Source organism: Paenibacillus sp. JT22N1, assembly GCF_059692155.1.
The window spans coordinates 48021-63170 of sequence record NZ_JCAUAW010000012.1; the positions used below are offsets into that span (position 1 = coordinate 48021).

The following is a 15150-nucleotide window of genomic DNA, read 5'->3' on the forward strand; positions in this document are numbered from 1 at the left end:
CATATCCAGCATAGTTAACCGGCATATCAGCCCGTCCAAAATGACAGACCATGCGTAATTTAATTATGCAACGAATCAAAAAGAAACCGATATCCTGATCATCTTAAATGTTTGCCTATTTCTCTCACGTGAAAGAACACTTATGAATTTGTGATTACTTTCGCAGTTGGATCTTACCAACCAAGGATGCCGCTTACCGTTACTGAAGTTGCTCCACCTATATGTAAATAATAAAAAAACCAAATAGATTTCCCCCGCTGACATTGATGAGAGAGTTTCTATTTGGCCTTTCTAGATAAAGATTCGAACTAACTGCTTAAAATGCCCTTCACACATTGGATACTTGCTCAGTAATTACCTGTTCCTGGTCATATGTTTCCTTCAGACGCTTCATGTCAGCTTTGGGAGGAAAACCAAACATGCGAGAATATTCACGGCTAAACTGAGATGCACTTTCATAGCCTACCCGGTAGGCAACCTCAGAAGCATCCGCCGACTCGGTTAATAATAGGCGCCGAGCTTCTTGCAACCGAAGCTGTTTTTGGAATTGAAGAGGGCTCATCGCAGTGATTTCTTTAAAGTGTCTATGTAACGAAGAAATACTCATATTCGCTATTTCGGCAAGTTCTTCGATCCGTAAGGAGCTATCATAGTTATTCATGATTTGTTCAATAACAACTTTGATTTGATGGGTTGAGCTTCCTTCCATTACAATTTGCTCCAAAATAATCCCATTCTGACCTTGCAGCACCCGATAAAGAATTTCCTTCGTAAATAGTGGAGCAAGCACCGGAATATCTTTAGGATTATCAAGCAAACGAGCTAACCTAATGACCGAATCTAACAAAGATGATTCTATCTGGCTGACAAACATTGCTCGCTTAGGATTTTCTTTCGTATCAACTCGAAATTCAGAATCATGTAAAACCTCTAGGATTTGACTCGGTGTAAATTCAAGTTTGAAACCCAAATATGGAACATCGGGATTGGCTTCAGTGACTTGGGCGGTAACTGGCAAGTGAACGGATGCAACAAGGTAATCGGCAGGACTGTACCTAAAGCGCTCCTGTGCCAGCCAAACCTCCTTCGCCCCTTGAACTACCATACAAAAGGAAGGCTTGTAAACTCCGTAGCTTTGTCCGGCCGCATTCGAGACACGCATGAAAAATAAGGACGGAATAGCAGTTGGGTGAACACCGTCCTTTTCTGAATAGCGCTCAATGATTTTGGCGAGCTCATTCTGCTGTTTAGTGATTATTTCAGACATTTGATTCTCCTTGTTCCTATTTTTTATAGTTCGATTATAATCCATATTTGTCTGTTACATAAGTGGTAGTGAGAGGATTAGGCAAACATTTGGCACGAATGAGATAACGGTCTCTTTGTCATCTGGTGCATAATAAGGATGTGAAGAGGGGGGATAATACATCGTAATGAGTAACACTTGGAAAATTTACATGCTGACCCTTATCAGCTTTTTGGTCGGTACGTCACAATTCGTGATCTCAGGTATTTTAGATGAGGTCGCTGCTTCCGTCGGCGTATCGTTATCGGCGGCGGGACAGCTTATCACTGTATTCGCGCTTGCCACTGCAATTGGTACCCCTGTAGTCATGGTGGCGACAGCGAAGATGGGGCGGCGTAAGCAACTGCTGCTGGCGCTCGCCATCATATTACTCGGCATCATGTTGACAATAGCTTTGCCGGGTTTTGGCTTCCTGCTTCTTTCTCGTATTGTACTTGGGGTCGGATCAGGCGTTTTCGTCGTCACCTCTTATGCTACAGCTGCGAATCTAGCACCTAATGGACGACAGGCTGGAGCGATGTCCAATGTCTCACTGGGCTTTAGCGCCTCACTCGTTTTCGGCGTTCCCATCGGTCGCGTTGTTGCCGCCGCGTATGATTGGAAGGTGATCTTCTGGGGCATTGGATTATTCACCCTACTTGGAATTTTCGCCATCGCAAAGGCGATTCCATCTATAAAAGGCGAATCATCTGCTGGATTGGAGCCATCGCGGTCGCGGCGGCGGTCGTCGTGGCGTACGTTTCCTTCGGGCTTACCCGCACGTTCTCAAAACGCGTGGCGACAGAGTGAGCCTGTTATGGTTGTAATGGATAAGATTAAATCGACTTACAAATATTTTTGAAAAATGGAGGATTTTATATGCAAAAAGTAATTTTGAACAATGGTGTTGAGATGCCTATACTCGGTTTTGGTGTATTTCAGATTGCAGATCAAAATGAATGTGAACAAAGCGTTTATGACGCTATTATGGCAGGCTATCGGCTGATTGATACAGCTGCCTCTTATCTAAATGAAGAAGCAGTTGGCAGAGCGATCAAACGGAGTGGCGTGGCAAGAGAGGAATTATTTATTACTACGAAACTTTGGGTTCAGGATGCTGGTTATGAGCGCACAAAAAATGCATTTAAAAAATCACTGGAAAGATTGCAATTGGATTATTTGGATTTGTATTTAATTCATCAGCCATTCGGCGATGTGCATGGTTCTTGGCGCGCTATGGAGGAATTGTATCGTGAAGGAAAGGTCCGTGCAATTGGCGTTAGTAACTTCCATGAGGATCGTCTGATCGATTTGATCATTCATAATGAAGTAGTTCCTGCTGTAAACCAGGTTGAAACGCATCCTTTCAACCAACAAATTGAAAATGCAAAATTCATGAAAGAGAGTAATGTTCAGATCGAATCCTGGGCGCCTTTTGCTGAAGGGAAAAATAACTTGTTCCAGAATGAGCTATTGGTATCCATAGCTGAAAAGGTTAATAAATCCGTTGCTCAAGTGGTTTTACGTTGGTTGACACAAAGAGAAGTCGTTGTGATTCCAAAGTCCGTTCGTAAAGAAAGAATTATCGAAAACTTCAATATCTTTGATTTTGAATTAAGCCAAGAGGATATGGAGTCGATGACTACATTAGATACGAAACAGAGCCTATTCTTTTCACATCGCGATCCTGAAATGGTGAAATGGCTCGGTACCCGTAAACTTGATGTCTAACAATCGATATTTCGAAAGATCACCGATAGGTTCTGTTTACGGCAAAAGAACCGGGAAATAGTTCGTTAATTTTAAAATAAGGAGCAGATGCACTTATGAAATCTGCTCCTATTTCGTTTGCGGAATTTAACTTTACCCCACTAAAGGAACAAACTTATTAAATTTCTTCTATAGAAAGTTGTTTTCTAGGACTAAATATGTTGTTTCTTAGCAAAATACACACCGCACACAATATCAACGATAATAATCCCCCTACTAAGATGTATTGTGTACCGATTGCTGATATAAATAATCCACCTACAGCAGTACCAATTGTTGTTCCTATATTAGCGGATGATAAAAATAATCCATTAGCGAAATCAGGAGCTTTGGGAGCTGCGGATGTGATCCAATATTGAGCGATATTACCTCCAATACCAGCTAATATTCCCCAAACCAAAGTAATGATAGCCATAGGTACAGTGAACTGTCCAAATGAGAATAATACGATGTAAACTGCTCCTAGTGCGAAAGGAAAAGTCGCTACAGTTTTGATGGCATTTTTAGTAAGTAACTTCCCTGCCACAATGTTTCCAATAACATTTGCCCCACCGTATACTACTAACATTAAACTAATCGTTTTCCCAGAAATATTAGTAATGATTTCAAGATACTCAGCAAGGTAACTATAAACCCCAAATATTGCTGAATTTATAAAAATTACAGCGGCAATGGAAAGCCAAGTAATTGAATTTTTTAATACACTTAATTGTGATCCGTAAGAAAGTCTTTCCTTAACAGGCATAGATGGTACAAATAGTAATGTAGCAATGAATGTTATAGCATTAATGATAGCAAAGTATAACATGGCCATTTCAAACGAAGTTTCACTAGCAATAAAACTTGTGATTGGCACACCAAGTACCATACCTGCAGATACTCCCAACATTATTTTAGAAACAGCTTTTGGAGCTTCTTCATTGCTAACTGAGTTAGCAGCTACTGTAAATGCCATTGAACAATAAATTGGATGAAAAATAGCTGGAATCACACGAGCAATTAACGCAATTGTAAAGTTAGAGGCAAATATCGAGACAATGTTACCCAGAACGAAAACACCGAGTACAAGTAACATTGCCTTCTTGCGATTTATACCCGAAAACAATAGCGGCATACTTGGAGCAGATATTGCAACAGCAAGTGCAAAGAGACTCACAAACAACCCTGCTTTTGATACACTGACATCATAGTAATCAGCAATCAAAGGCAATATACCAATAACACCCATTTCAGTATTTAAAATGCCGAAAACTCCTACCGCCAATATAAATATAAGCAAATTACTTCGTTTAGCCATAAAAATCCTTCTCCAACCTTCCTTACTTCTTCTTTATTTTTTAATACAAAGCAACAATAACCCTTAAAGTTGACTTTAAGTCAAGAAACATTCTTAAATTCCCAGAAGAAGATGAAAACGCGTTGTTGCATTAAAGTACACTTTAAGGTCTATAATAAAACCTCAAGGAAAGATCACAGTAATAAGAATAAAATAATAAAAGATTTATGGAGGATACAATGGAAATTCATATAAAAGAAGCAGCAGAAAAGATAGGTTTGCCTGCACATACACTCCGATATTATGAACAAGAGGGTCTTCTACCTTTTATTAAAAGAGATGAAAATGGAAATCGTATTTTTAACGAAGGAGATTTATTATGGTTAGAGCTTATTGTATGTTTACGGAAAACTGACATACCTCTTTCAGAGTTACGTGCGGTCGTGGAATTAACAAAAGAAGGAGATAGCACAGCCTCGCAACGCAAACAGATATTTGAAAAACATAAAAAGAAAATGATGGAGAAACAAAGAGACTTGGATAATGCTTTTATAAAAATTGATTCAAAAATAGAATACTACGATGAATTAGAAAAGAAGTATCACAAAGAAAAGCTTAATTAAGAACTTACTTGTAAAATGAAGTGCGACAAGCTCTTTTCCTTTTATTAATAATTTTCAAAAAAAACCTTGCCTTAAAGTCAACATTAAGGATTAAGCTATTCTTGTAGCTTTTAAATACATTAAAAATAAGTTGATGCGAGTTACTTCTTAAATCAACTTATTAAAAGAAAGGATTGTGTTATCTTTTATGTGCAATAATCATAAAAACATGACTACGACACGTGTTCTAAGTGTCCCAAGTGCAAAAGCACCATTTGAAAAGACCACTATTGAGCGGAGAGAATTACGGCCACACGATATCTTAATAGATATTAAGTATAGTGGCATTTGCCACTCTGATATTCACAGTGCATTCGGTGAATGGGCTGGTGGAATCTTCCCAATGGTTCCTGGTCATGAAATTGCCGGAGTCGTAGAGGCAGTAGGAACAGAAGTAACCAAATATGTCGTTGGTGACCGCGTTGGTGTTGGCTGCTTTGTTGATTCCTGCGGAGAATGCGAATACTGCCTCAGTGGCGAGGAGCAATATTGTACGAAAGGTGTTATCAACACATATAACGGTCTAGACTACGATGGTAATCCAACATACGGAGGATATAGCCAAAAAATCGTTGTAACGGAAGGGTTCGTTGTCCGAATCCCAGACGGTCTAGATATGGATGTCGCAAGCCCACTATTATGTGCAGGCATTACCACATTCTCTCCCTTGAAACACTGGAACACTGGCCCAGGTAAGAAAGTTGCCATTGTGGGAATGGGAGGTCTTGGCCACGTAGCGATTCAATTTGCTCATGCTATGGGTGCTGAAGTAACAGTATTGAGTCGGTCTATTAATAAGAAAGCAGAAGCATTGAAATTTGGCGCAGATCATTACTTTCCTACAAGTGATCCCGCTACATTTAAAGAATTAGCAGGTCGTTTTGATCTGATCTTAAACACCGTGTCTGCAAATCTGGATGTTGATGCGTATTTATCACTGCTTCGCATTGATGGAACACTTGTAAATGTTGGCGCACCAGCTGAACCAGATAAGTATCATGTATTTTCGTTAATTATGGGTCGTCGCAGCATCGCAGGTTCACTCGTTGGTGGAATTCGTGAAACCCAGGAAATGCTCGATTTCGCAGCTGAACACGGCATTGCCCCTATGATTGAAGTAATCAGTGCAGACCAAGTCGAAGAATCGTATGAGCGTGTTCTCAAAAGTGATGTGCGGTATCGATTCGTTATTGACATCTCTACTTTATAACTCGCAAAGATGCTTCTATAATCTTGAACCTGATCTGTTGAAAAAGAGAAAAAAAGCCATCGTTTTGATCAAAGTTAGATCAAAACGATGGCTTTTGCTATTTGATTAACATCGAATCTTTTGACTCCCAACTTTTTCAAACGACTTGTTTAGTAGGACAGATTAATATTTCACTCCGCTCCGGATATAATTACAGCTTTATCTTTCGCACAATTACGCAATCCTGCCCGTTTAGTTGAGAAAAGGCAGCCGATCATCTTGCCGGCTGCCTTCATTCTTTATTGATTGAACTATCGTTCCTCGTCTTAGCTTAATACTTGAACCTTCCTAAATTACCCAATAGGTGTTCCACTAGGTAATTTAATATCTGGTTTCAATAGAATCACATTCCCCTTTTCCGGTATTCCTTAAATTCACAACTAATCAGTTATTATTTTGAACGTTGTACTTTAAAGTTTTTGACCAAAAATACATTCCCATACCGAATAAAGTCATCATACCTCCTAAGAACTGAAATAAAGAAATTGTTTCTCCTAGTAATAGATACGCAAGAATAATGGCAAGAACAGGTTCTCCAATAATACCTACTGAGACAGTAGTTGCCCCAATTGATTTTAACAATAGATTAAAAATACATTGTCCAAAAATAGTTGGGATTATTGCAAGCAACAAAAAATATGTCCACTCGGATGAGTTGTAATCAATTAAAGAGTAATTATTCAATAAATTGTAGATGAGCATGATGATGCCGCCAATAAAAAAAACGAAAATGCTGTACACATTTGCATCCAATTTGCGGCTTACTTTCTGCCCCGCCAACAGATATGCTGAAACGAACAGTGTGCCTATTAACGATAAGCCGTCTCCAATTAGCGCTTCTTTCGAAATCCCTATGTCTCCCCAAGCTATAATGATTGAACCAAAAAGAGCAACTATCAAGCAAAAAACGGTGAGCAGATTAGCTTGTTCCTTGAACAAAAAGTATGAACCGATCATTACAAATAATGGCTGTAATGACAAGATGACCATGGAGCTTGCAACTGAGGTATAGACCAATGATTCCATCCAGAATAAAAAGTGTAACCCTAGAAAAAGACCGGCTAAAATAACGATACTCCAATCTTTTTTATTCATATCTAAGGAGCGAAGCATTTTCCAAGGTACAAAAGGGAGCAAGATCATTACAGAAATAAACAATCTGTACATCCCAGCCACAGAAGTGGGTGTATCAGAAAATTTTATCATGATGGAAGAGATTGAAACGGCCAATATACTGATTAATAACAAAATAAACGGATGAGAAGGTAAAGAAGATTTATTTAATTTAACCATAGTTCCTCCAAGCTGTTAGACAATTCCTGTGCACAGAATTGTAATGATAAGCCGAAGCTTGATATAATAATATCATCATCAACGTTTATTTTGTGTAACTATATCTTTAATTTATATTGATATATCGTCAAATAAAGGAGCCTGTACTTTGAAAAAACAATTACACGAAGCCATTCAGTATCCTGACGAGGCATTTCCATACATCATGTACACTCATACTAATCATGGATCTATTCCTGAAGGCAGAGGAGTTAACGATCTACATTGGCACGAAGAATTGCAAATTACTTTAGTGACCAATGGGAAACTAACTATACAAATCAACGGAATCGATTATGATTTAGAAACGGGTCAGGCCATTTTTATCAATAAGAGTGTCCTTCATGTTGTTACACACCTAACCCATGACGGCCAATATGTCAGTTTTAACTTTCCGGAGAAGCTGCTCGCCTTTTATTCAGATAGTGCCATGGAAAAAAGCTATGTACTTCCTTATACTAATTCTTTCTTATTATCATTAGAAATCAAAGGAGATGCGGAATGGCAAAAACAAATCCTGCAAATACTTTGGTATATGAAGAAGGAATTTGAAATAAAAAAAAACTGGGGGTGGCAGTATGAGATTTCCATCAAAACGGTACAGTTATGGTTAATTTTAATATCTAATATTTCCCTATCTTCAGAGGAGTCCTCTAAACATAACAGACTCCAACAAGAGAGACTTCAATTAATGCTTAGCTTTATCCACCAAAACTATACAAACAATATAACTTTGAAGGAAATTGCCGAGGCAGCACATTTGAGTGTTTCGGAGTGCACTCGCAGCTTTAAAAAAAGCATTCATATGACTCCTTATTATTACTTGGTTAAGTACCGTATTAAAAGGAGCTGCGAGCTATTAGAATCTACTGAGTATACGATAACCGAAATTGCCCGGAGAGTTGGTTTCAATCATGTAAATCATTTTATCCAGTCTTTTAAAAAACATCGTGACATTACACCTAAGGAATTCCGTAAATTAGAAATGAACTGGCTACATCTTGAAAAATGACCCCACCGATTTGCTCATTTTCTCACTAGACATCAAAATTATCCTACCTATTCGATTAGCGTAATCTGCCAGTTACTTGAATGAACAAAAAAGGAGTTGCCGCGAGGCATTTTCGGACAACTTTACTGAAGAATCCTGCCCGTTAACATAATGGAGGCTGCCGATCATGCCGGCAGCCTCCCATTAGTGTGTTTATTGAACAAACGTTTCTCGTTAAGCTGAACGCTCAAACGACATTAGCAGATTACACATATTCTATTTCTCCCCGGCCTTCTGTCCGCTCGTAGCGGATCCAACTCATCTCTTCAATCCCCAGCAACTCCTTGAACTTCTCGACCGCGACGAACTCATCCTCATCGAACGCCAGATTGCCGGCAAGTAACGCTTCAATAGCCTCAATCTGCTCATCCTTCAGTCCGAACAGCCTGAACGCCTCCGCGCTCGGATTTTGATTCAAATATCCACTAAGCATTTGGGTCGCTTCCTCCCCATTTTCAGCCAGCAGTTCTTCGACCTCTCCGTCCATCAAATCGTACATCACTTGCAGGTTCGACACGACTTCTCCATTATGGAAGATTTCAAATCCCCTACCATGATCCTCCAAGTTGGTAAAGGACAGAATCGGACAATCCTCCGAAAACATCCCCAGTTGCTGCGAAGCCACAAACTCCCCGTCTCCTGTCGTAAAAAAAGCAACCCATTCCTTGCTCAACTGAAGCGTCGGCGTACCTGAAGGCAGATGCTCGACAAGAGGATTCTAAGGTACTACCGTTACCGTATCCTACAAGATAATGTGGAAGAGGGAGCCAATCTTTGCGATCGGCTCCCTCCATGTCTTTATTCCAATAACGTTACCCGTTAGCCTAACGCTTTCTTGTTGAAAGCCCTGATGTATATACCTATTCCATTCTCTACTTCATCTGTGTTGATCTATAAGAATGGGATTACCATCAGGATCTTCAATTGTAAAACTTGCAGGGCCTTCGCTTGTTTCATCTGCTTCAGTCAGTATTTTAATTCCTTTTGCTTTCAGCTGTTTTTGAATATCTCGAATGTCCGTAAACGAATTAAGATTTTCGGCATTTTCATTCCATCCTGGATTAAAGGTCAGAATATTCTTTTCAAACATTCCTTGGAATAAACCAATTATACAACTTTCATTCTTCATAATGAGCCAATTTTGGGTAATATCGCCTCCTAAGATTTGAAATCCTAGATTTTCGTAAAATAATTTTGATTTGTAAATGTCCTTTACACTTAAACTTACAGAGAATGCGCCCAGTTTCATATTTCCTCCAATAAAAAATTATTTTTAGATGGTTTATTGCATAAAGTATACAACATTACTTTGATGAGCACATGTTTCGCCCAGTATTGTAACCACAGAAGCAATTATTATTATACAAACAATGACCCTCAAAAGTGATTGCACTATCGTTTCCCGTTAGCTTAACGTTCCTTGCCTATTTTGTACCAACTTAGCGCTTTTCTTTCTAGCTCTTTAACAAACGCATCTTTACGATCCATATAAGCTTCAATGTCCCTTGGGAACTGTTTGGCGAGGCTTTCTTTTAAATCTCCATAACGATTTGCTTCATCGGGATGCGTTCGGAGGTAATCCCTTACAGCCAAATGGCGAGTAATATCTTCCTTATTATCCCCTTGAAACACATGCACTTGATGCGTGCGATTATCTCCGCCTTTTCGGAAATATCTTCTTCCTTTCATACCAAGCTCGCCCATACATTCGTAACCAAGTTCTTCCATTCTTTCATTAAACGAATCTATTATTTCAATATCTTTTACTACTGGCATGATATCAATAATTGGTTTGGATTTTAACCCCGGAACTGAAGTGCTACCTATATGATGAATATCGATTAACTCATCAACAAAAATATCCTTTATTTTTAGAGATTCCTCGCTAAACTTTTGTTTCCAATTATCGTTGTATTCTGTTACCACAACATTCATCTAATTAACCTCCTCGGGGAAATATTCATTGCGATCAGATTAGGGCATTACAACATCATATAAAAGTGAGGGAGAGGCGTAAATGAAATATTGATGCCAGTTAACGTAACGTAATGGAGGATGCCAATCATGCCGGCACCGATTCCAATCACTGGAATCGAAAGGGCTTTGGTTACTTCTTCTGCAAGTTGTCTTTGAACACATTCCAATAAGAGAGCAAATGCCCCCTGCCGCTGTTCTCTACACTCAAAGTCCCATCAACCCACGGTAACCATTCTCTAAGGTAACGTCTAGAATCATCTGTTATTGCAAATAATTTTTCTGAATCGTCTTGTTCAAGTAATTTAAGCATTTTATCATCGTCAATTTTTAAGAGCATCTTTCTCCCTCTTTTCAATATCCACATGTAGGAGTTTACATCATCCCCCAATAGTTTCTATGACTGAACCATGAACTCAATGATCGGATAAGAAATCACATGGCGATCGCGGTATGTAAGGGCAATAAGATCTTCTTTTGTACTCAATATTCCACGTTGTAAAATAGCTGCCTTAAACCCGCGTTCAATCGCTCCATTGTATGTAAATAAGACGCAATTCCCAGCGTCAAAGCCTGCTACCACGACAAGGCCAATCTGACGATTGAGCAGAATTTGTTCTAATTCCGTTTTCCAGAAAGCATTGGAGAAGGTCTTCTTCACAATGAGGTCATCATTCTCCACTTGAATCTCTGGAATGAACTCCAGCAGTTCTGGACTAATAGCTTCGGCATCTTCTACATCTTGTATATGAATGACTTGATGTCCGCTGGAACGCAGAGTTCGAGCAACATGATTAATATACTCGCATGCGCTTGCCACGGGATGGTCTTGCAGGGAATTTTTTTGCATATCGACGATCAAAAGTGCAATTTTCATCGGTTTATCCATATTAAATGCTCCCATCTTCACGAAATCTAGAGAAGAGTTCTCATGACTGCTTATTTACGATTTAACCTAATGATATTATAATTTGAAACAATATTCACGGTACTGATTCTGTATAACTAAACATGCCGCTCATTTGCACATAACTTCCCGTTTAATTCAACGGAAATCAAAGAGGAGCCGCTTCAAAGCAACTCTTCCACTTAGGTTTTCTAAATCTAAGCATTCGTTCACGCGGAAAAGCCGTTTTCCTATCCATAGGAAAGCGGCTTTTTACTATTCAATCTCCCATTCGCGCGTCGGGAGTACGTGCTTTTTTTTTCGTAATTGCTCCGCAATAGTTAGTCCGATAAGATAGGCAGGAGCGGTAGTATTGCCGTCAACGGTGAAAGGAATAATTGAGTCATCTGCAACGATTAGATCGCTAACCCCATGTACCTCTCCCCGACGATTGACAACGCCGCCCTTCGAGCGCGGTGCCATCCGTAGAGAGCCCTGCTGATGATGATTATGACCAAAGTTTTCTTTTATAAAACTTTCTAACGCATCATCATTATTCATAATGTCGAGACTGGGCGATACTAGCTGGTACTCCGGATCAATGGCTGTAAGGCGATCAGCAATTTCCCTGATATAAATTCTATAGATGTTCTTTACCGCTTCTATATCTTCCGTGTTATCCAGGAAGCCCTCATCGGCAAGTGCGATTTGCAGCGGATCGTTACTTTGTATTTTAATGGTTCCCCGGCTCTTAGGTTTTAAATAAATTAAAACGAGCGATAGAGTATCACCTGACCCAATCCCGATAAGCTGTACTGCCCTTCTTCTTTGATTAGCGCCGGGAGTTGGATCCGGCAAAAAAGCGCCTCCTGTATAAAGAGCGGCTTGGTCCCGATCCGGTAGCGCTTTGTCGTTCCTATTCGCTCTAAACACTGCAGTATTCAATGTATGATTCCTTAAATTTTTTCCTACATTTGGATTATGATAAACTAATGGAATGCCTGCCGCTTTTAGGTGTGTGGCAGAGCCGATTCCGGAAAGCATAAGAAGTTGAGCGCTATTGATTCCCGCTGAAACAATCACTTTCTTGCGAGCGAACGCACTCATGCATTTGCCCTCTTTCAAAAATTCTACGCCGATAGCCCGTTTGTTAGCAAAAAGTACACGATTCGCTGTCGATTTATAAAAAACACTCAATTTTCGGCCGTTCACTCCCCGACCACCAGGAGTCATAATACTGGAGGATAGAAAGGCCGTAGAGGAGCTTTCACGTCGGCCACTTGGATTTTGGAACAACTGCCAGCGGGTAAAAGGGCCAAGCGGGGTTCGGGGATCATTATAATCAAGTATTTCAGTAAACCCACTCGCTTCTTCGATTGCCTGAACTAATTTACGAGCCATGGCCGTCGGCCTATGCGGTGCCTGTCGGATGTCGACGGGACCGTTAAATCCACGAGACTGCGGGTTATTGGTCTCTCCGTTATATCTTTCCAATTTCTTGAAAGTTCTCGTTGCCCGCCGGAATGACCAAGAAGGTCCCAACAGGTTCTCCCATTGCCGAAGCACTGCCGCTGTTGGCCGTACATACTGTTCGCCGTTAATTGAGGAGCCTCCTCCCGAGAGTCTCCCAGTCGTCCATTCAAATGTGCGATCGTCAACCCCTTTTTGAGGAGTCCCCTCACCCTGCCAGAAATATTGCGCGAAAAAAAGCTCCTCAAGTTCGGGAGCGAATACAGAATCCCTGATTGGCCTGTCACGATCCTTGTTTTCTCCGGCTTCTATAACTAGTACAGAAGTTTTTTTATCGTCCGTGAGTGTCTTGGCTATTGCAGCTCCCGCAGGACCTGTTCCGATTACGATGTAGTCGAACATCAATTTTTTTCTGATGTTTCGCAGATTGCTCCACTCCTTCACTTGCGTCAAATGATTAAAAAGCCCAGCTGTATAGCTTATTACTTCCGCACGTTCGAGGTGACGAAAAGTGGCTTATTAATCGCAGAGTGAGTAGGAAAATAGTGCTTAAAGTTTGTATATAACTCATGATTGGGCGATTTTTCACTTCAAGACATTTTTTGTTACTTCAAAACATAATTGTCTCCCAACATCATCAACTGTTGGGAGACAATTATGTTTTATGTTGAGAAATTAATGTCGTGATAACTGTTCTCAACTATGAAATAATACATGATCTTGTCGGAAATGATACCGTCTTACTTTTTCGTTTTTACCTGAATGACTTTTTCGATGATTAACTTATGAGACATGACGCCTTGAATCCGTATAGGGACTGAAGTTCTCCCCATAATGATATGGGTATGCCCATTCGTTAATTGTGTAACAATTCTAAAACGATGAAAATGATTCGCGCCTTGTCCATTTATGGCAGGTCCGGTTGTCCCTGAGTACGAATGCCTATGACCATTTGTCGTATTCGATATCCCTTGAAATGTATGTTTGTGGGAACCAGGGATACGAACTAATAAATCTGTTATGTTACTGAACAAATGTTGGTGTTGCAGTGTAACGGATGTAACGCCTTCCATACGATGTTGAATACGGCTAAATGACATCTTTAACACAACCCTTCAAATATTGACTTTAACATATTAAATGCTTTATGCAGTCCATCTGAAAGGTACAAAATACACATAAGTTTACCAAAATTTTGCCTTATTTTTATTAGTATTAACGACGCCGACGATTACGATATCATGACAGGATATATCTATGGAGATGAAATTGACATTAATCCCATTCTCCGATAGCTTCTTACTTTTATCCTGCGGAAATGTTTCACATTCTCATATAAAGATCGAGCGCTTACTTAGAGATCCTGAGCTCTTTCCGTTCATAAAATTAAAACGTATTATATACATTTTCACATTCTTTCGCGGTCGGTTCATAAAAACAGTGCTTCTTCCATCGTCCTGCGTGCGGCTGATTATACCAGGTCGGCGGACATGGTCCGGGATTTTCGAACGTTCCTGGACGGAAATACCATAGGGAGAATTTGCCTGGCCAATTCCGCTCCCCATTCACAGTCCGTTGCGCCAGACGACGTTCCCTCTCTCTTGCGTTTTGATAGTACATACCATGTTGCAATGCTTCGAACGCATGCGGCTGGTTGATCATTTGGGGAATTGTCCGGATTCCTTTAAAATCGGAGCAATTCGCTCTTATTCGGTTAATGCCAACATTTCCAACAAGGAGCATGCCCATTTCGCCTTCGGTCTCAGCTTCAGCTCGAAGCAACCTTGCCAACATATCAATATCCTGTTTCCTAGCTTTTACGACTGCCATTGTCTCACCTCTTTAGATTTTATTTCTAGACTCATCATATTGTAGGTGAAGCGGATGTGTTACTCTGGCATTTTGTTGTGACTTGTCGGAAGTGATCATTCTCTCGATAGCGGTAAAAATCACTCTGCTCTCAGCCGTTGGTTTGAAGGTTCTTTATCCAATGCGTCATACCTTCTCTGCTAAACTTTTGAGGAACAAATTCGAAAATAGCGAAGAATAATTGAAATCCTACGTTCAGTTTTCATAAAGGACTCTATGTTCAGAGTGCTTTTTTACGTGTTTTTGATAGTCTGTGGAATTCGTACATTTTTGAAACAATAGTGATTGGTCCAATTCTCTATTCTACTTTGATCATATGCTATGTC

At 40.0% G+C, this 15150-nt stretch carries 17 protein-coding genes; 5 read left to right on the forward strand and 12 right to left on the reverse strand.

The features are described 5' to 3' along the window. Nucleotides 1-328 precede the first annotated feature (328 nt). Nucleotides 329-1267, reverse strand: coding sequence for an AraC family transcriptional regulator (locus AC58UU_RS22640; protein ID WP_497319038.1), 939 nt, complete (start codon nucleotides 1265-1267; stop codon nucleotides 329-331). A gap of 166 nt (nucleotides 1268-1433) precedes the next feature. Between AC58UU_RS22640 and AC58UU_RS22645 the strand changes: the two genes are divergently transcribed. Continuing rightward, nucleotides 1434-2147, forward strand: a complete 714-nt coding sequence (locus AC58UU_RS22645; protein WP_497319040.1) for an MFS transporter — start codon at nucleotides 1434-1436, stop codon at nucleotides 2145-2147. Between the two features lie 17 nt (nucleotides 2148-2164). After that, nucleotides 2165-3016: an aldo/keto reductase gene (locus AC58UU_RS22650; RefSeq protein WP_497319354.1), complete on the forward strand. Its 852-nt coding sequence runs from the start codon at nucleotides 2165-2167 to the stop codon at nucleotides 3014-3016. A gap of 157 nt (nucleotides 3017-3173) precedes the next feature. On the opposite strand, the gene AC58UU_RS22655 is transcribed toward AC58UU_RS22650, so the two are convergent. Beyond that, on the reverse strand, nucleotides 3174-4352 hold the full coding sequence (locus AC58UU_RS22655; RefSeq protein WP_497319042.1) for an MFS transporter: 1179 nt from the start codon (nucleotides 4350-4352) through the stop codon (nucleotides 3174-3176). A 218-nt stretch (nucleotides 4353-4570) separates the two neighbouring features. Between AC58UU_RS22655 and AC58UU_RS22660 the strand changes: the two genes are divergently transcribed. Further along, nucleotides 4571-4954, forward strand: coding sequence for a MerR family transcriptional regulator (locus AC58UU_RS22660; protein WP_497319043.1), 384 nt, complete (start codon nucleotides 4571-4573; stop codon nucleotides 4952-4954). A gap of 187 nt (nucleotides 4955-5141) precedes the next feature. Then, the gene (locus AC58UU_RS22665) at nucleotides 5142-6203 is read left to right on the forward strand and encodes an NAD(P)-dependent alcohol dehydrogenase (RefSeq protein WP_497319045.1); all 1062 of its coding nucleotides are present in this window, start codon (nucleotides 5142-5144) and stop codon (nucleotides 6201-6203) included. A gap of 423 nt (nucleotides 6204-6626) precedes the next feature. Here AC58UU_RS22665 and AC58UU_RS22670 read toward each other — a convergent pair whose 3' ends face one another. Next, nucleotides 6627-7535 (reverse strand): DMT family transporter, encoded by a 909-nt coding sequence (locus AC58UU_RS22670; protein WP_497319046.1) that lies wholly within the window; start codon nucleotides 7533-7535, stop codon nucleotides 6627-6629. Between the two features lie 148 nt (nucleotides 7536-7683). On the opposite strand from AC58UU_RS22670, the gene AC58UU_RS22675 reads away from it, so the two are divergent. Beyond that, the gene (locus AC58UU_RS22675) at nucleotides 7684-8586 is read left to right on the forward strand and encodes an AraC family transcriptional regulator (RefSeq protein ID WP_497319048.1); all 903 of its coding nucleotides are present in this window, start codon (nucleotides 7684-7686) and stop codon (nucleotides 8584-8586) included. 244 nt (nucleotides 8587-8830) lie between these two features. Here the strand turns inward: AC58UU_RS22675 and AC58UU_RS22680 are convergent, their stop codons facing one another. The 9 genes from AC58UU_RS22680 to AC58UU_RS22720 all read right to left on the reverse strand — a co-directional run bounded on the left by AC58UU_RS22680 (nucleotide 8831) and on the right by AC58UU_RS22720 (nucleotide 14785). Beyond that, complete coding sequence (locus AC58UU_RS22680; protein ID WP_497319050.1) at nucleotides 8831-9298, reverse strand: hypothetical protein; 468 nt, start codon at nucleotides 9296-9298, stop codon at nucleotides 8831-8833. Between the two features lie 204 nt (nucleotides 9299-9502). Then, entirely contained in the window at nucleotides 9503-9874 is a 372-nt protein-coding gene (locus tag AC58UU_RS22685) for a VOC family protein (RefSeq protein ID WP_497319051.1), read from the reverse strand. A 161-nt stretch (nucleotides 9875-10035) separates the two neighbouring features. Continuing rightward, nucleotides 10036-10560, reverse strand: a complete 525-nt coding sequence (locus tag AC58UU_RS22690) for a GrpB family protein (RefSeq protein WP_497319052.1) — start codon at nucleotides 10558-10560, stop codon at nucleotides 10036-10038. A 47-nt stretch (nucleotides 10561-10607) separates the two neighbouring features. After that, nucleotides 10608-10769, reverse strand: a complete 162-nt coding sequence (locus AC58UU_RS22695; protein WP_497319053.1) for a 3-methyl-2-oxobutanoate hydroxymethyltransferase — start codon at nucleotides 10767-10769, stop codon at nucleotides 10608-10610. Next, a complete protein-coding gene (locus tag AC58UU_RS22700) occupies nucleotides 10733-10939 on the reverse strand; it encodes a hypothetical protein (RefSeq protein ID WP_497319362.1) in 207 nt (68 codons plus the stop codon). Before AC58UU_RS22700 ends, AC58UU_RS22695 begins: the two co-directional genes overlap by 37 nt. A gap of 57 nt (nucleotides 10940-10996) precedes the next feature. After that, nucleotides 10997-11488 (reverse strand): cysteine hydrolase family protein, encoded by a 492-nt coding sequence (locus tag AC58UU_RS22705; protein WP_497319055.1) that lies wholly within the window; start codon nucleotides 11486-11488, stop codon nucleotides 10997-10999. A 273-nt stretch (nucleotides 11489-11761) separates the two neighbouring features. Beyond that, on the reverse strand, nucleotides 11762-13357 hold the full coding sequence (locus AC58UU_RS22710) for a GMC family oxidoreductase (RefSeq protein ID WP_497319355.1): 1596 nt from the start codon (nucleotides 13355-13357) through the stop codon (nucleotides 11762-11764). Between the two features lie 338 nt (nucleotides 13358-13695). Then, nucleotides 13696-14055, reverse strand: coding sequence for a YmaF family protein (locus AC58UU_RS22715; RefSeq protein ID WP_497319056.1), 360 nt, complete (start codon nucleotides 14053-14055; stop codon nucleotides 13696-13698). Nucleotides 14056-14341: 286 nt separating this feature from the next. Further along, the gene (locus tag AC58UU_RS22720; protein ID WP_497319058.1) at nucleotides 14342-14785 is read right to left on the reverse strand and encodes a cell wall hydrolase; all 444 of its coding nucleotides are present in this window, start codon (nucleotides 14783-14785) and stop codon (nucleotides 14342-14344) included. Nucleotides 14786-15150 lie beyond the last annotated feature (365 nt).